We start from the raw sequence: 17096 nt of genomic DNA on the forward strand, positions 1-17096 counted from the left end.
GTCGATGTCGAAGCCCTCGATCTGGTTCGTCGTCGTGTTCACGTTCTCGAAGGGCGCATAGCTCGCGTCCGTCGCGATGGAGAGCGTGCCCGGGGTGAGCGTCGTAAAGTTCGCCGACGCTGCGGGTGTCGGCGTTACGGCGGGGGACGTGGTACATCCGCTGACCGAGACGACGATCATGCTGATCAATAGCAATAATAAAAATGCCTTTGTTACATTCCTAGTCACTAGTCTAAGCCTCCTGTTCACCTATCGATGTTATGTCATGGCATGGCAGAGCATAACTGAGCATAGGGGTGCTAAATAGGTGTATATAGTCCTATGGGTAGTTACCTATTAAATCTTTTGCACCGGGCGACAATAGGCGATTTTTTATAAAATTTTTCGTATTAAGGCATCGCCCGGGCTCATATGGGCGCTCCGCCTTATTATCCATCGTATAAGATTTTTCTACACAGTACGGTAGGAAGCAAGGCAATTCACTGGCCATGTGCTCGTAGCTTTCCTGCCTATGGAATAAACGGAGGGCAAAAAAGCGATAGATTTAAGCCGTCAAAGTGCGGGTATATATTCCAATCGTCGGGCAGGCTTTAAGTTTGGCTCGATAGGCCCGACGAGCTTAAAAAAGAAGATGATGAAATGGCAGGAAAGATCGACAAGACCGTGACGGTCGGTAAATTCAAGGGCGGCGAGGCGGCCGTAAGGGCCGTCCTGACCTCCCAGGGCTTTGAAGCGAAGACGATGGCGATGGCCTCGAACGACAAGAATAACGAGACCTGGAATATCGTCCTCGCGAACGGCCGCAAGGTCATGCTCAGCGCCCCCAAGAAGGGCAATCAGGTAATGATTAAGGAAGTATAATCCTTTTCTCTTATCCTTTTTTAGTAAGCTTTATATTTTTTCATTTACATTCAGGCTTAACCATGGCCCTGAATGTTCCCGTCGCTAAGATCGAGCGCAACATCAGGCTGAACTACGTCTACACGATGCTCATGAACACGATGCTCGACAAGGGCATCTGGATGCTATTCTTAAGCTATAGAGGCCTTGGTCTGGTGCAGATCGGCCTGCTGGAGTCGGTCTACCAGCTCGGCTATCTTCTCTTCGGGCTGCCCGCGGGGGCCATCGGCGACCTGATCGGAAGGAAAGCGAGCCTCTACCTGAGCATCGTCACCAAGGTCCTTAGCTATATACTCATCCTCATATCGGGCGACTTTCTGGGCTATTCGGCCAGCTTCGTGCTCGGCGCGATGTCCTGGGTGCTCTATAATTCTGCGTCGGAGTCCATCACCTACGAGAGCTGCCGTATCGTGGGGAATGCCGGCGACTATAAGAAGATCTACGGCAACATCCTGGCGCTCGCGTTCGTTGCGGCGGCGCTGGGCGTCTTTACCGGGGGCTTCCTCGCTGAAGGCAGCTTCGAGAACGTCTACTACGCCGGGATACTAGTCATGCTGGCGGCCCTTGTGCCGGCCTTACTGTTCACCGAGACGAAGGGCGTAGCCTCGAACGTGGGGAGCAGGAGCGTGTCGCAGCTCTTCAAGAGCTCGATGAAAACCATCGCCGGAAACCCGCTGGTGCTTTACATCCTGGTGCTCTTCGCCGCCATATCCACGGTGGACATGACCATCTACATGTACTGCCAGAAGTATTTTCAGGGCATGGGCATACCCGTCTTCGCCATCGGCATCATCCTGGCCGTTGACTCGCTGTTCGCCGCCCTGGGCGCCAGGTACTCCTACGCCCTGGCCCGGCTGCCGGCGAAAAAGTTCATCGTCATCATACCAGGCGTCATCTTCGGGGCGTATATACTATTATCATTCTCTAATAACCCGCTGGGCGTGCCCATGCTGTGGCTGGGAACCATCTTCGTGGTGGCGTTCTGGCCCATCGTGAGCGAATTAGTCAACGCCCGGGTGCCGTCGGAGGACAGGGCCACTATTTTAGCGTTCAAGAGCCAGCTCTCCAGCGCCGGCGTCGCGGTGCTCTTCCCTGTCGTGGGCTTCTTCGCGGAGCGCGCATCGCTGTCGACGGCGTTCCTCTGGCTGCTGGCAATCATGCTGCCGCTGGTCGCCTACTCGGTAGTAAAAATAAGGCAGACGGCTTTTTAATAATCCACACCCGTATTAGCGGACAGCCGGATATCCGGCACCTGCCCATCCCTTGTAGCCTTTGGCGAGGCTCCGCACGTCACCATAGCCATAGACTCTGAGGAACATGGCGGCATAGGCGGAACGCCGCCCCGTAGCACAGTAGACGACCATCTTCAGGCCCTTTTCCTGCGGCAGCTCCCCGACGCGCCGCGGAAGCTCATTTACAGAAATGTTCACGGCCCTCGAGATATGGCCTTCCCGGAACTCGGAGGGCTCGCGGACGTCCAGCAGAAAGAGCTTTTTTCCCGAGTCGAGCCCCTTTTTCAGGTCATCGGCCTTTATCACGTTCCAATCCGAAGTCGACGTCAGGGCATAGTTTTCCATTGCCGAACAGATATCATCCCTTAAAGCCATGGATCGTAGAACGACGTACAGATAAAAAAAGAATGCGGGACTTATACCCCGCCGATGGGCAGGACCTGCCTGCCGTGGGCGTCGTTGAGCACCTCGGCGGCCGCCAGATATATGGCCGAGAAGCCGCAGACGATGCCCTCCAGGCCCGCGAAGATCTTTATAAGCGCGATGCCCGTGAAGTCGCCTATTGCCAGCAGGAAGAACAGGACGGCCAGGCTGCCGAAGACGAGCTGAATGGCTTTATTCTTATTTAGCGTCCCCACGAACATGTAGGCAGTGAACACTCCCCATAGGGCCAGGTACGCCGCCATCGACGCGCCGTCCGGCGCGGGGTACCAGCCCAGCTTCGGGAATATCAACAGCGTTACAAGCGATATCCAGAACAGCCCGTAGGACGTGAAGGCGGTCGTGCCGAAGGTGTTGCCTTTCCCGAATTCCATAATTCCCGCGATAATCTGGGCGACGCCGCCGTAGAAGATGCCCATGGCCAGGATCATGCTCCAGGCCGACGAGGTAATGAGCCCCGCGTTGAGCAGGTTCAGCAGTACGGTAGTCATGCCAAAACCCATGAGCCCCAGGGGCGCCGGATTGGCGAGGGTGGAGGCCACGGCTTTCGCTTCTTTTGCATCTAGTGTTTGAGTGTTAACCATTGAATGGCACCGATAGTTAATTAATAATCATTATAAATAAATGTTACGATTGATAACGATTATTTTTTATCATACTATAATTGGATTTTAACGCATCTATAGAGAGACATATGTTATCGCTTAAACAGCCATGAAATAGCTTAGTATTTTACACAATATCGGTGTATAGGGAATGTCCAGGGTAAGCCGAGATCCGGGCTTTTACGCTCTTCCATACAGTCCCACGATCTCGTCCTCGGCGAGGATGTGCCCCTTCATGGCGCCGAGCACCGCGCTCTTCGGCACGCCCGATGGCACGTCAAGCACCGTGTCGAGCGCATAGAGATGAAAACGGTAGTGGTGCGGCCGGCCGGGTGGCGGGCACGGGCCCCCGTAGCCCATCTGCCTGAAATCGTTCAGCCCCTGGAAACAATTCTTCTTAATGATCTTCTCCCCGCGGACACCTTCGGGAAGCTCGTTCCTGTGGGCGGGTATGTTGTATATCACCCAGTGGGTGAACGTCTTTCCGGGCGCGTCGGGGTCGTCCATGATTAGGGCGAACGTCTCCGTGCCCTCCGGCGCCCCATCCCAGGAGAGCTGGGGCGACAGGTCGTCGCCGTCGCAGGTATATTTCACGGGTATCTTCTTGCCCGGCTCGAAAGACTGGCTGGCCAGCTTCAATATACACTTTGTGCTCACGTCGATGCGCTCCTTATATCTAGTTCGTCGCCGGCCTTATTTATTGTTTATTGAATAAAAGGCGAGCATGGCCTATGGCCCCCCACGGAGACCCACTGCTTAATAATATTATCAGGAAGCCGTGTTCGCCGTGCATCCGCCGTGCCGAATTTTAAAGAGCGCCGTGTTCGCCGTGCATCCGCCGTGCCGAATTTTAAAGAGCGCCGTGTTCGCCGTGTCGCCGTGGTGAGAAATAACCGTGTCCTCCGTGGTGCCTCCGTGCGCCCCGTGGTGAATACAAAATTTTATTAGCGCTCCCGGCCATCTGTCGAATATGCGGGAGAAGCACATGACCTACGCCGGCGCGGGCGTGGACATCAATAAGCTCGAGTCCATTAAGTCGGGCATAATAAAAAAAGGCTTAAAGTATCGACGCTCTGGCTTCGGGGCCCCCATGGGCGGGATCGGGGCGTACGCCGGGCTCATCGACATGGGCGAGTTCGCGCTGGCCATGACCACGGACGGCGTGGGCACCAAGCTGATCATCGCCGACGCCATGAAAAAGTGGGATACCGTGGGCATCGACTGCATCGCCATGAACGTCAACGATCTTTATGTCATGGGCGTGGAGCCCCTGGCCTTCGTCGACTACATCTCCATCGAGAAGCCGGACGATGAACTAATACGCCAGGTGATGGTGGGCCTGGACGAGGGCGCCAGGCAGGCGAACGTCACCATCGTCGGCGGCGAGACCGCCGCGCTCCCCGACATCATCAAGGGCTTCGACCTCGCGGGCACTGCCGTGGGATACGTGGGCAAAAACGAGGTCGTCACCGGCGAGAGCATAAGGCCGGGCGACGTAGTCATCGGGCTGCCCTCGAGCGGCATTCACTCGAACGGCTACAGCCTCGTGCGCAAGGTCATCGAGAAGTGTGGCCTCAAATATGCGGACCCGCTGCCCTACGATAAAACGAAGACCATAGGCGCGGAGCTCCTCAAGCCTACCCGGATATACTCGGAAGTCGTGCCCATCTTCCGGAAGTACCCGGTTAAGGGAATGGCCCACATCACAGGCGGCGGGCTCATGAATTTGCGGCGGATCACCGACTACGGGTTCGAGTTTACCGACCCCATGCCAGTGCCGCAGGTCTTTACCTGGCTCCAGAAGCTCGGCGGAATCGACGATAAGGAGATGTACCGGACCTTTAACATGGGCATGGGCTACGTTATAATTACCGACAAGGAGAGCGCCGGGGCCATCGTGAAGATGACCGACGGCAAGATAGCGGGCAGCATCGTGCAGGAAGGCTGCACGGTCCGCGGCGTCACGATGTGGTAAGGCCATGGCCTGGCTGCCCCGCAAGCTCGTGCACATATCGGGCGCGGCCTTCGCCTTTATCGGGCTCTACGACCGGGCGCTCTCGCTCGGCATCGCGCTGGCCGGCATCATCGCGTTCTTTATCCTCGAGGCGGCCCGGCGCCGCATAGACCTGCCATTCCTTTCCGCCCTCTACCGGGACTCGGAGAAAAAGAGCATCGCTTCCGAGCCGCTTTTATATCTACTCTGTATCGCCACGCTGCTCGCCGTATCCCTGGCCTTCGACCCGCCTGCGTGCCTCGCCGCCATCGTCGTTCTCACGATAGGCGACGGCATCGCCGGCATCGCGGGAAGGGCTGTCGGACGGCACAGGCTCCCGAATAGCCAAAAAACCTGGGAAGGCTCGCTATCGGGTTTTATAGCGGCCTCTGCCATAGGATTTTTATTCGCCGGCCCACTGGCCATCGCAGGAGCGGCGGCGGGCATGGCCGCCGAGGCCTATTCCGGGCGGCTGGAGAACCTATCGGTCGCGGCCATCTCCTTCCTCGCCATGGCCATACTTTCAGCCCTCATATGAACAAAATATCTATACTCCTAATCGTCTAATTAATGCAATATGAATATGAAAGCCGTCGTATCGGGGCTCATCGGAGCGGTCATTATACTGATCGGCTTATTTGCATGGTTTTTAACGCTAATGGCCCTCATCTCAGGCGCGTCCTGGGCTGTATACATGGGCCTTGCCGGGCTACTATTAGTGGGGATAGGAGCAGCGTTCGTATATATCGCATATACGTCCACCCAGCAGGATAAGATGGGCGACGCCCGCTACCACAACATGGAGCGGCAGGTGCTGGCCCTCGCCAAAAAGAATAAGGGCACGGTCACCGTGGCCGACCTCATCAACGCCGGCTTCGAGTCGGACGAGGCCGAGAGGGTGCTTGATAAAATGTCCAGGAAAGGTATCTGCGACATCAACCTCGACGCCACGGAGGCGAGCGGCATCACCACGTACTCGTTCCCCACGCTCATACCCTTCGGGCAGGACGAAAAAACGGCGAAGGTGTGAGCGATGTACCCGAGGAAGCCGGTTTATCTAATACTGTTAACGCTCATCGTGATATCCCTCGCGCCGCACGCGGGCGCGCAGGACACGTACAGCTGGCAGGTCAACTACCAGCACGTCGTGCTGGACGTGGACCGCTCGGGCTCCGTGCTGATGACCTACGAGGTCGACGCTAATATTCAGCAGGGCGTCTGGACCGAGGTCTGGATACCCGAGACCGTATCGAACATGCAGGTCTCGGACGTTACGGACGGCAGCGGCCTGAGGCATTCCTTCTACATCGATAGCGGACAGATCAAGACCCAGGGATGGGACCTGGGCCAGGGCGATCACGTCTATTTGCGCATCAACGCGACGCTGCCCGACTTCGTGTACCAGTCCGACACGCAGGGCTATGACATTGTGACCTTCGCGCCACCCTACTGGGACATGTCTATCACGGACACCCAGGTCAAGTTCTACCTGCCGGGCAACGTGTCCAAAGACCAGGTCTTTACCGGCAGCAAGCTCTACGATAACTTCGGGGTCGAGGACGGAAAAGCCTGGGTCTACTTCCAGAACACCAACCTGGCGCCCAACGAGCAGTTCCAGGTGGCCGTGAGCTTCCCGGACACGTACATGACAGCCGGAGCCGCCATATCTAAGGCCACCCAACCCACTTACGTTCCGCCGTCATCGTCTGTGGGCCTCGGGCTCCTCGGCACGCTCTTCTCCTGCTGCGGCGGGCCTTTCTTTTTCGTGGCCATCATCCTCTTGGTGTTCGCGGCGCCGATCATCGGCTCGCTCTCCCGGCGGCCCTATTCCTCGCCGGTGGTCAGCATGGACGGCATCGGCATTAATAAGGACCTCGACCCGGTCGAGGCGGCCACGCTGCTGCGGGCAGACCCCCGTAGAATTCTCACCATGATCATGTTCGGCATGATGAAAAAAGGCAACGTCAAGCTTATCTCTACCGACCCGACCCGGCTCGAGCTCGTGTCCCGGGACGGCTTGAATTATTATGAGAAGCTGTTCGCCGACGCCATCTATCAGCACACTCTTCTCGAGTCCAAGCTGCTGGAGTGCTTCAAGGTGCTCGCCAGGCGCGTCGTGGACAAGACCCGGCCGTACAGCCGAAAGGAGACCGAGGATTACTATAAGACGAAGATCGACGAGGCGTGGGCCCAGATAAAGGCGGTGGACACGCCCGAGCTGAAGCTCGAGAAGTACGATACGGACATGTTCTGGCTCATGGCCGACGAACAGTTCACTAAAAAGACCAGGGACTATGTCGCCGACGTTCCGGGCAGCGGGACGGTCTACGTTCCGACGCATTACTGGTGGTACCCCTACTACTTCGGGCTTCCCCACTACTACGGCACCGGCGCCCCGCAGCCGTCATCCGGAGCGCCCACGGCGCAGCAGCCTTCAGGAACAAAGGCGCCCACGAACCAGACGACGGCCAGCGTCGAGTCCTTCGCAAAATCGATCACCAGCTCGGTTGAGTCGATGTCTGCCGGAGTCGTGTCCAGCGTGGACGGCTTCCTGGGGGTGAGGAACGCCGCGAACGCCCCGCCGCCGGCCACTGCGTCCCTGCCGGCCGCGTACCATTCGGGCGGAGGCTCATCCTGTGCCTGTGTTTCCTGCGCCTGCGCCTGCGCCCACTGTGCCTGCGCATGTGCCTGCGCCGGGGGAGGGCATGGTTGCACATGATCAAGACTAAGATAGACGATACCCGCCTCCACCTTAGGGAAGAGGCGGACGGCACCGGGCTTTTAATTATCAACGCGTCGTACATCCTGTACCTGGACCGGATCGGGATTGACTTCGTAAAGCACTACCTCCGGTATTCGAAGAAGAAGCCCCTGGTGGGAAGTGTCAGGGATAACGTAGTCTGGCGCATGATGCTGAAATACAAGGTCAAGAAGGCCGTGGCTGAGGCCGACTACGACCGCATGCTCAACACGATCTGGGGCGTGGCACAGGGCAACGCCTGCCCGTTCACCTGCTTCGACGTAAAGGTAAAAGAGCCCCGCTACGGCGAGATGAAATCGCCCATTCGCATTGACCTGGCGCTCACATACCGCTGTAACAATAATTGTGGGCACTGCTACGCCGGCGGGCCGAGGGAGACGAAGGAGCTTACCACGGAGGAGTGGAAGAAGATAATTAAAAAAGCCGTCGACTTCGAGGTGCCCAACGTGAATTTCACCGGCGGCGAATCCCTGCTTCGGGACGACCTGGAGGAGCTGATCGCCTACGCGGAGAGCCTGGACGTGGTCACGGGCCTGATCACGAACGGCCGCCTGCTGACGAAGGAGAGGGTCGCCTCGCTCAAGAAGGCCGGGCTGGACTACGTACAGATCACCATCGAGTCGCCCGACTCGGCGATACACGATAAGATGTGCGGCGCCAGCTCCTTCGAGGAGACAGTGGCGGGCATCAGGAACTGCGTGAGCGAGATATACACTACCACGAACTCGACCATCACCCGCAGCAATTACGAGACCATCCGGGACCTCGTGCCCTTCCTGCATTCGCTGGGCGTGACCAGGTTCGGCCTCAACGCCATCATCCGGGCCGGGAAAGGCACCGAGGCGGAGGGCGTCACGAACGAAGAGCTGAAGGCCCTGCTCCCCGATATAAAAATAAAAGCGAACGAGCTGGGGATGGAGTTCATCTGGTATACGCCCACGAAATACCACAAGCTCAACCCCGTGGACATGGGCCTTGGCGTGAAGGCCTGCTCGGCCGCCCGACTCACGCTGGCCGTGGAGCCCGACGGGAGCGTCCTGCCCTGCCAGTCATACTTCAAGCCCCTTGGGAATGCCCTTGCGGACGATTTCCCGAAGATGTGGGACACCGACCTGGCCAAACAACTGAGGTCACATTCGTTCGCGCCCGAGCGCTGCCATAGCTGCATTCAGTACCCCATGTGTGGCGGCGGATGCCCCCTCGACCTTCAGTGCGGGTTCTAAGCCGCCCTCGCAATGGTTTCAGCCATGAAGCGACTCTAAGCGGGCCTAAAGCGACACGAAGATGCTATAAAACATATTAAAGGTCTTAGAGCCGCTTTGAGCTGGCTTAGAGTCGCTTCGTGGCTGAAACCGTCTATGAGAACTCGTATGTTTTTTTTTGAGTGCCTTAGACACCTCCAAACCATCCTACCGGCCACTGGGGAAAGGCTCTCTGGAGGCCGGAGAACAGGCCCGGGAAGACCCGGAGAAGGTCCTGGAAGATATAGTACCAAAACGTCATTTGCGGCGATGGGGGAATGGCGGTCTGCGACGGCACCGGTGTCGCGGAAGGCATCTGGGCGGGCATTCCGGATGCCGGCGCCAGGCCGGGCTCCATCGATACCGGCATCTCCGGGACGGGCGGCGGATATACGGGCGGATTTTGCGGATATCGAGCGTAAGCGCCGGCGGGCATCGTGGGCGTGGGAACCGGAGTGACACGGGCCGACCTGGCCGAAATGCCAGACGAAGCGGGTGTCGTGATTTTACTGGCGGGCTTATAGGCTGTCAGGTATCCCGAGACGAGCGCCGCCACGACCACCGCCGTGACGACAAGAGCGGCTAACGCGAGGCCGAACTTAATCAGATCATGCGCCATACATACACCCGGTAATAGTATACGAAGGGCAGGAATAAACGTGATGGCCTGTTTTAACGGCCTCAGTGCCAAATAAACGTGCGCTTTACACGCCTTTAGGCGTCAAATCCAGGCAAAACAAGCCATAAAATATTAAATTGTTAATATAAAATTTCTTGTCTGGTCATATGCATGAGCGGTAGCCGGAGAACACGAAAGCAGAATAGCGCTGTGAAGAACGTAGCCCCGTCCCGGGTCGACTGGACATTGCTCCTGCTGGCAGGCATCATGCTGCTCGGCCTGGCGGTAAGGCTGCTGCCGGCGCTGAACACGATCGTGGGGGGCCAGGTCATATTCAACGGCCCTGATTCGTCGTACCATATGCGGCGGATCGTCTATACGGTCTTACACTACCCGTTCCCGAACCTGTTCGACTCGTACGTCAGCTACCCGGACGGCTACGTGATCGGCTGGCCGCCGGTCTTCGACTTCCTCGCGGCGACGGCCGCGCTAATCCTGGGCCTCGGCAGCCCGGGCGCCTTTACCATCGAGATGGCCTCATCCCTTCTTCCCGTGCTCATCGGCGTGCTGACCATTCCCGTCGTCTATTATCTCGTCCGGGGCCTCCTGAATGAGAAGGCGGGGCTCATCGCTGCGCTGCTCTTCGCTATCATTCCCGCGGGCGTCTTCCGGTCCATGTTCGGCGTGGTCGACCATCACGGCCTGGAAGTGCTCGTTTCCATGGCCATGTACCTGCTGTTCATCCGGTCCGTCACAAGCGCAAAAAAGTCAGATATGAGGGTATCCAGCCTTAGCCTTACGGGGCCGGTGGCATATGCCATCCTCGCGGGCATCGCTTCGGCGTGCATGGTCCTTTCCTGGGACGGGGCCGCGATATTTATCGGCGTCATCGTGGCCTATGCTTTCGTACAGTATGTCTATGACGTGCGGAACGGGGAAGACTCGGGATACCTGACCGTCCCAGGAGCCATCGCCTCGGCGACGGGGCTCGCCGTTATCCTGGTGGTGGACGCCCTGGGGGCCGCGGGCTTTCCTCTTATAACCGCCAGCATGGCGTGGTTCGAGACGATATTCCTCGCGGGCGTCCTGATTTTCTTTATAGTGATGGCTTTCCTCTCCTCTTTATTCCAAAAGCGTAGGCTGCCATGGTACGGGCTGCCGGTGGCCACGGCCGTTCTGGCGGTCGCCGCCGTGGCCGTGGTCTGGGTTGTCCACCCAGGGTTCATCTATGCGGCCAGGTCGGGCTTAATTTATTTAGCCGGCATTGACGAAGTCATGGGCACCGTGACCGAGACCGAGATGCTCTTCATGTCGGGCGGCCGGCTATCATTCGCCGTCCCGTGGGCCTATTTCTCATTCATCGGCCCGCTCTCCGTGCTGGGCTTGCTCCTGTACCTGTACACCGCCAGGGTAAAAACGCTGAAGCAGGGCGAAGTGTTCCTGCTCGTCTGGACCGCCGCCGTGCTCGTCCTTGGCATCATGCAGAAGCGCTTCCTCAACATCCTAGCGGTCAGCGTGTCCACCTTCGGCGCGTACGCCATCTACCGGTCGCTTCAGCTCGCCGGCCTGGAGGAGTACCTTCACCCCTCAAAAAGTAAAAAGCCTTCCGCCGCGCGATCGGGCAGCATATCGACCGCCCTCACCCTCGTATCATGTATTGTGGCGCTCCTGCTCCTGCCCTCGCTGATCTCCACCATAGCCATGGCCTTAACGCCCGAGTACTACGCCCAGGACTGGAACAGCGCCTGCCAGTGGGTGAGCGATAATACGCCGAAGACATCCTTCCTTTACTCGGCGGATAACGGGACGCATCCGGAGTACGGGATCATGAGCTGGTGGGACTACGGCAACTACATACTGTACAGAGCAGAGCGACCGGCCGTGGCCAACAACTTCCAGACGGGCGTGAACGAGTCGGCCCGGTTCTTCACGGCCCATGATGAGTCCGCGGCCGACGCCATCGTGGACAACCGGAGCGCGAGATACGTCATGCTCGACTACCGCATGGGCTCGCCCTACGCCGGCGTGCAGTACGGCATCTTCGAGGACATGGCCCTCCTGGCCGGCGAGAACGCGTCCGGCTATCACGATAGGGCATTATACGCGAACCGGTCGGCGAATGAAAAATACTACGATTCCATGTACTCCAGGCTGTTTAACGCGGACGGCTGCGGTGCCGGATACGGCAGTATCACCATCGAGCCCCTCGAGCACTATCGCCTTATCTACGAGACACACGGCGATGACCCGGTCAAAGTCTTCGAGTACGTAAAGGGCGCGGTCGTAACTGGTAAGGCCGCACCGGGCTCAGAAGTGGGCATTCGCCTGAACCTCAGCACGCCATACGATGTGCGGAACTACGTGAACAGCACGCTGGCCGGGCCGGACGGCCGGTATGCGTTCGTCGTGCCCTACGCCACGTCTTCCGGGGGCTTTGTAGCCACCGGCTCCGCATACATCGTCACGAGTGGCGTCACTTCAGCCAGCGTCATCGTGCCCGAGAGCGCCGTCCTCTCGGGCGAGACCGTGCCTGCCTGAACGAAGCCCCATGCCTGCCTGAACGAAGCCCCAGTCCGCCATTCCGTTAAAATGCAGGTCCAGCGATAAGCATTTAATTACGAAGCTGGATTTATAATTGGTTTTTACTATGGGGTCTAAACGGAAGGCGCCTGTCGATGCACGGAAAAAGCAGGGCGAGTCGCGCAAAGAGGAAACGACGCGGGGAAAAAATATCTTTCAATTAAACAACACGGCCGTCCTGCTCTCTGCCATCCTGCTGGTCGGCCTCGCGCTCCGGCTGCTGCCCCTGACGTACTGCTTTTCCGGCGGCCATATAAACTTCTCCGAGTTCGACCCGTACTATCACATGCGAAGGATCGTGTATGCCGTCGAACACTTCCCGTTCCTGAACTCGTTCGACTCCTACGTGAACTATCCCTATGGCTACGGCATCAGCTGGCCCCCGCTGTTCGACCTGGCCGCGGCCGCGCTATCGCTCATCGTCGGGCTTGGCAGCCCGTCCAGGCTGATCATCGAGACGGTATCGGCCTCGCTGCCCGTGGCGCTCGGGCTTATCTCCATCGTGCTGACGTATTACATCGTCAAAGATGCCATGGGCAGGGACGCCGGGCTTATCGCCGCCCTGTTCATGGCTATACTGCCCGCATCCATATTCCGTACGGCCTTCGCCTATACCGACCACCACGCCCTCGAAGTGGCCATGTCGCTGGCCATGTTCCTCTGCTTTACCCGTGCTCTCGCCTCGGCCCGCGAGGAAAAGCTGAGCTTAAATAGCCTGCCGAAGAAGCCCCTCGCCTATGCCCTCCTTGCCGGAGCATGCATAGCGGGCATGGTCTTCTCGTGGGAAGGCTCGCCCATCTTCATCGGCATCATCGTCCTGTATGCGCTGGCCCAATATGCCTATGACGCATTCTGCCACGAGGATACCGGGTACCTGAGCACGGCCGGCGCCCTGGCCTCGCTCGTCGCTGCCGTCATCGTTACGCCCTTTGTCATTATGAGCCCTACGGGGCCGGCCTTCACGATCTCGGCCGTGTATATTTCGTGGTTCCACGTCATCTATCTGCTGGCTATCGCCATGTTCTTCATCGCCATGGGCGGCCTCTCCAGGCTCTACTCGGGCGTGAAGGCGCCGTGGTTCTCGGCCGTGCTCACCGCCGTCGCCGCCGCGGCCGTGCTGGCCGTCGCCATCAGGCTTGCCCTGCCCCAGCTCTTCGATTCCCTGTCGGGAGGCATAATGTTCCTGTTCGGCGAGGGCAATGTCCTGGCGACCATCGTGGAGGTCGAGCCACTGTTCGTCAACAACGGGGCGTTTTCCGTCGACATTCCCTGGACGTATCTGTCCACGGGCGGAATCCTCGCCATTATCGGGCTGGCCATCTTCCTCCTGACGAGGAAATGGGGCAGCCTGAAGAACTCCGAGGTCTTCCTGCTTGTGTGGACGCTCGTCGTGCTCGTCCTCGGCATACTCCAGAAGCGCTTCATATATTTACTCGCCGTGAACGTGTCCATATTCGCCGGCTTCGCGCTCTTCTGGACGCTGGACATGGTGGGCTTCTACCGGGGCACGGAGAACAACAAAAAGGCCTCGGGCTCCAGGGAGGCCTGGCTTACGCCCCCGGTCGTGGCCGTGCTCATTGTCATGGCCGTCATGGCCGTACCCATCATAATGAGCGTTTATGCGGTCTCCGGCTCGCCGGAGCCATACACGCTCGACTGGAACAACGCCTGCCAGTGGGTCAAGGACAATACTCCCAAGACCTCGTATACGTACTCGGCGGATAACGGGACGCATCCGGAGTACGGGATCATGAGCTGGTGGGACTACGGCAACTACATACTGTACAGGGCAGAGCGACCGGCCGTGGCCAACAACTTCCAGACGGGCATCGACGATGCCGCACACTTCTTCATCGCGCAGGACGAGGCCAGCGCGAGCGCCATCATGGATAAGCGTAACGCGAAGTACGTCATGCTGGACTTCCGCCTCGGCTCCCCGTGGGCGGGCGCGTCCTACGGCGTCTTCGAGAACATGCCCTACCTCGTCGGCGAAGACACGGGCAGCTATCACGCCAGCTACGTGCTTCCCGAGCCCTATGGAAGCCAGACGATGCTCGACGGAAGCGATAAATACTATAACACGATGTATTCCAGGCTCTATTATAACGACGGGCTTGGCGGCAAGGACCCGCTCGGGCACGATACCTTCGGCCTGCAGCACTACCGCATGATCTACACGACGAGCGGCACGGACCCGGTCAAGGTATTCGAGTACGTGAAAGGCGCCACTATAACGGGCACAGCCCCGCCCGGGGCTATCGTTAAGGCCCGGCTGAACGTGACCTTCGAGGACGGAGCGCACACGTATTATGCCGAGGCGGTCACGGGAGTGGACGGGAACTACTCTCTCGTAGTGCCGTACCCGACGTCCGCGACCACAGGGACGACTGTTACGCAGTCCGCGTATATCCTGACTTCGGGCGCATCGTCCGCCGAAGTGCAGGTGCCCGCCTCCGCCGTGGATAACGGCGAGGCCGTGGCAGGTGGTAAGCTATGAAAAAGGGGCTCATCATAATTCTCATAATGCTGACGCTGGTCCCCGCCGTCGCGTCGGCGGACTGGCCCCAGGCCCGGCACGACGTCGGCCACACTTCAGTGGCCGACTCCGCGCTCAAGCCGCCCCTGGCGGTCGAATGGCAAAAGAGCGCCGGAGGGGAGGTATTCTCCTCCCCGGTTATATACAACGGCACGCTCTATGCCGGCAGTGGTGCGGGACTGAAGCTCCTCGCGCTAGACCCTTCCACCGGCGAAAAGAAATGGGATTTTCCGACGCTGTCCTCCGTCGAGTCCACGCCGGCCGCGGCCAACGGCTCGGTCGTCTTCGGCTCCTACGATGGGTACGTCTATAAGCTGGACGCGGCCAGCGGTCTCCTGGAGTGGAAGTTCTATACAAAGAGCGGCATCCTTTCTTCACCGCTGATATACCAGGATAAGGTATACGTCGGCACAGATGACGGTAGCTTCTACGCGCTGGACTTCCAGAGCGGGAATATCGTATGGTCGGTCCCGAAGCCGACACAGGCGTCGCCCGCGGCCGACGGCGGCCTGATATATATCGGCATGCTGGACGGCACGTTCTACGCCATAAACGCGGCCACAGGCAACGTCAGCTGGACATATGAAACGAATGAGTCTTTCCACTCATCGCCGCTCATCTTCAACGGCACTGCCTACTGCACGACCCGCGCCGGTACCCTGTATGCCTTCGACGCCCGGAACGGGAGCGTCCTCTGGTCCTGCGACCTGGGCTATCGATCGGATTCCACGCCCTCTGTCGATCCCTCCACCGGCACCATCTATATCGGGACATACGGCGGCCGGCTCTACGCATTCGGCGAGAACGGCACGCTAAAATGGGAATCAGCCTATTATGGCCCGATCTACCAGAGCGTGACGGTATCGGGCGATACGCTCTATTGCGCCTCCCAGAATGGGACGCTCTTCGCTTTAGATAAGGCCGGGAATAAGTTATGGTCCTACGAACTGGGCCAGAGCACTTTCTCCTCCCCGACCGTGGACGGCGGCCGGCTCTACATCGCCACGATGGGCGGCGAGATACTGGCCTTCGCTGAGACTACGGCCACACCCACGCCCGTGCCCACGAGCTCTCCCCCGGCAGCCACGTCAACGCCTTTCCCGGACGCGCTCATCTGCGCCGCCGTGCTGATAACGGCAGGTTTATGCCGTAAGAGCCGATAAGGGAGCAATATCATGACAATGAAAGTGGTCATTCCAGCGGCCGGCGCGGGAAAACGGCTTTATCCGCACACGTACACGAAGCCGAAGCCCATGGTCTTCGTCGCCGGGAAGCCCATCATCGGGCACATCCTGGACCGGATGGCGGGCCTCGACCCCGACGAGGTCATCATCGTGGTCGGCTACATGAAGGACAAGATTATCTCATATGTCAAAACGAACTATTCGGGTGCCTTCCCGAAGATCACCTTCGTCGACCAGGACCAGCAGCTTGGCCTGGGGCATTCGATCTATGTTACCCGCGCTGCGGTGGGCGACAGCCCGATCCTGATCGTGCTCGGGGACATGATCTTCAAGGACGGGTACAGCGAGTTCCTGAAGCACCACCTGGAGAACGGCAAATGCTCCGGCTCCATCGGCGTCAAGGCCATCGATAACCCGGAGCACTACGGCATTGTATACATGAATGATGACTGTACGGTCAATCGTCTCGTCGAAAAGCCGAAGCACTCGAAGTCCAACATCGGCATCGCAGGAGTGTACTTTATCGAGGACACTCCCCGGCTTTTTAGCGCGCTCGAAGGCCTCGTCTCTGCGAACCACAGTGGGGAGATACAGCTGACCGATGCGCTGCAGAAGGCCGTCGAACAGGGCTCCGTCTATAAGACGTTCGAGGTGAACAGCTGGTACGACTGCGGCAGGCCGGCATCGTTATTGGAGGTAAACCGCATCCTGCTTTCCGAGCAATGCCTGTCCGAGAACGGCGCGACCAACTCTATCATCATCGAGCCAGTCTCCATCGGCAAGAACGCCCGGATCACGAACTCCATCATAGGCCCCTATGTGTCTATCTCGGAAGGGGCGTCCGTGAGCAATTCCATCATCGAGGACAGCATCGTGGGCAACAATGCCGAAGTGAAATATATGACGTTACATTCATCCATCATCGGCGATCACGCCATACTGATCGGAAAGGCGAACGCGCTCAACATCGGCGACTCGTCCACCATTGAATTTTGAGGGTTGAG

At 58.6% G+C, this 17096-nt stretch carries 15 protein-coding genes and 1 pseudogene; 11 read left to right on the forward strand and 5 right to left on the reverse strand.

The window, feature by feature from the left end; all coding sequences use genetic code 11:
• A pseudogene (locus VMC84_RS10425) lies at positions 1-228 on the reverse strand (basic amino acid ABC transporter substrate-binding protein); the annotation flags it as partial.
• Positions 229-639: 411 nt separating this feature from the next.
• On the opposite strand from VMC84_RS10425, the gene VMC84_RS10430 reads away from it, so the two are divergent.
• Both VMC84_RS10430 and VMC84_RS10435 read left to right on the forward strand, forming a co-directional pair.
• Positions 640-861, forward strand: a complete 222-nt coding sequence (locus VMC84_RS10430) for a hypothetical protein (protein WP_325380354.1) — start codon at positions 640-642, stop codon at positions 859-861.
• A gap of 62 nt (positions 862-923) precedes the next feature.
• Positions 924-2111, forward strand: coding sequence for an MFS transporter (locus VMC84_RS10435; protein ID WP_325380356.1), 1188 nt, complete (start codon positions 924-926; stop codon positions 2109-2111).
• Between the two features lie 15 nt (positions 2112-2126).
• On the opposite strand, the gene VMC84_RS10440 is transcribed toward VMC84_RS10435, so the two are convergent.
• From VMC84_RS10440 to VMC84_RS10450, 3 genes are all read right to left on the reverse strand, one after another.
• Positions 2127-2507, reverse strand: coding sequence for a rhodanese-like domain-containing protein (locus VMC84_RS10440; protein WP_325380358.1), 381 nt, complete (start codon positions 2505-2507; stop codon positions 2127-2129).
• 41 nt (positions 2508-2548) lie between these two features.
• A complete protein-coding gene (locus VMC84_RS10445; RefSeq protein ID WP_325380360.1) occupies positions 2549-3157 on the reverse strand; it encodes an acetate uptake transporter in 609 nt (202 codons plus the stop codon).
• 201 nt (positions 3158-3358) lie between these two features.
• Entirely contained in the window at positions 3359-3835 is a 477-nt protein-coding gene (locus VMC84_RS10450; protein WP_325380362.1) for a YbhB/YbcL family Raf kinase inhibitor-like protein, read from the reverse strand.
• Between the two features lie 313 nt (positions 3836-4148).
• On the opposite strand from VMC84_RS10450, the gene purM reads away from it, so the two are divergent.
• From purM to VMC84_RS10475, 5 genes are read left to right on the forward strand one after another with little or no spacing between them, the layout of a single operon-like run.
• Complete coding sequence (gene purM, locus VMC84_RS10455) at positions 4149-5153, forward strand: phosphoribosylformylglycinamidine cyclo-ligase (protein ID WP_325380364.1); 1005 nt, start codon at positions 4149-4151, stop codon at positions 5151-5153.
• A gap of 4 nt (positions 5154-5157) precedes the next feature.
• On the forward strand, positions 5158-5709 hold the full coding sequence (locus VMC84_RS10460; RefSeq protein ID WP_325380366.1) for a phosphatidate cytidylyltransferase: 552 nt from the start codon (positions 5158-5160) through the stop codon (positions 5707-5709).
• A 39-nt stretch (positions 5710-5748) separates the two neighbouring features.
• Positions 5749-6201, forward strand: a complete 453-nt coding sequence (locus VMC84_RS10465; RefSeq protein WP_325380368.1) for a zinc ribbon domain-containing protein — start codon at positions 5749-5751, stop codon at positions 6199-6201.
• A 3-nt stretch (positions 6202-6204) separates the two neighbouring features.
• Entirely contained in the window at positions 6205-7890 is a 1686-nt protein-coding gene (locus tag VMC84_RS10470) for a hypothetical protein (protein ID WP_325380370.1), read from the forward strand.
• Positions 7887-9155: a radical SAM/SPASM domain-containing protein gene (locus tag VMC84_RS10475; protein WP_325380372.1), complete on the forward strand. Its 1269-nt coding sequence runs from the start codon at positions 7887-7889 to the stop codon at positions 9153-9155. The genes VMC84_RS10470 and VMC84_RS10475 overlap by 4 nt, the downstream gene beginning before the upstream one ends.
• 166 nt (positions 9156-9321) lie before the next feature.
• Here the strand turns inward: VMC84_RS10475 and VMC84_RS10480 are convergent, their stop codons facing one another.
• A complete protein-coding gene (locus tag VMC84_RS10480; protein ID WP_325380374.1) occupies positions 9322-9792 on the reverse strand; it encodes a hypothetical protein in 471 nt (156 codons plus the stop codon).
• A gap of 210 nt (positions 9793-10002) precedes the next feature.
• Here VMC84_RS10480 and VMC84_RS10485 point away from each other — a divergent pair, with 210 nt between their 5' ends.
• From VMC84_RS10485 to VMC84_RS10500, 4 genes are all read left to right on the forward strand, one after another.
• The gene (locus tag VMC84_RS10485) at positions 10003-12330 is read left to right on the forward strand and encodes an oligosaccharyl transferase, archaeosortase A system-associated (protein WP_325380376.1); all 2328 of its coding nucleotides are present in this window, start codon (positions 10003-10005) and stop codon (positions 12328-12330) included.
• Positions 12331-12439: 109 nt separating this feature from the next.
• Positions 12440-14869 carry an oligosaccharyl transferase, archaeosortase A system-associated gene (locus VMC84_RS10490; protein WP_325380378.1) on the forward strand — a complete coding sequence of 810 codons (2430 nt, stop codon included), beginning with the start codon at positions 12440-12442 and terminating at the stop codon, positions 14867-14869.
• Positions 14866-16071: a PQQ-binding-like beta-propeller repeat protein gene (locus VMC84_RS10495; RefSeq protein ID WP_325380380.1), complete on the forward strand. Its 1206-nt coding sequence runs from the start codon at positions 14866-14868 to the stop codon at positions 16069-16071. The genes VMC84_RS10490 and VMC84_RS10495 overlap by 4 nt, the downstream gene beginning before the upstream one ends.
• A 12-nt stretch (positions 16072-16083) precedes the next feature.
• Positions 16084-17088 (forward strand): sugar phosphate nucleotidyltransferase, encoded by a 1005-nt coding sequence (locus VMC84_RS10500; RefSeq protein ID WP_325380382.1) that lies wholly within the window; start codon positions 16084-16086, stop codon positions 17086-17088.
• Positions 17089-17096 lie beyond the last annotated feature (8 nt).

Source organism: Methanocella sp., assembly GCF_035506375.1.
Lineage (GTDB): Archaea > Halobacteriota > Methanocellia > Methanocellales > Methanocellaceae > Methanocella.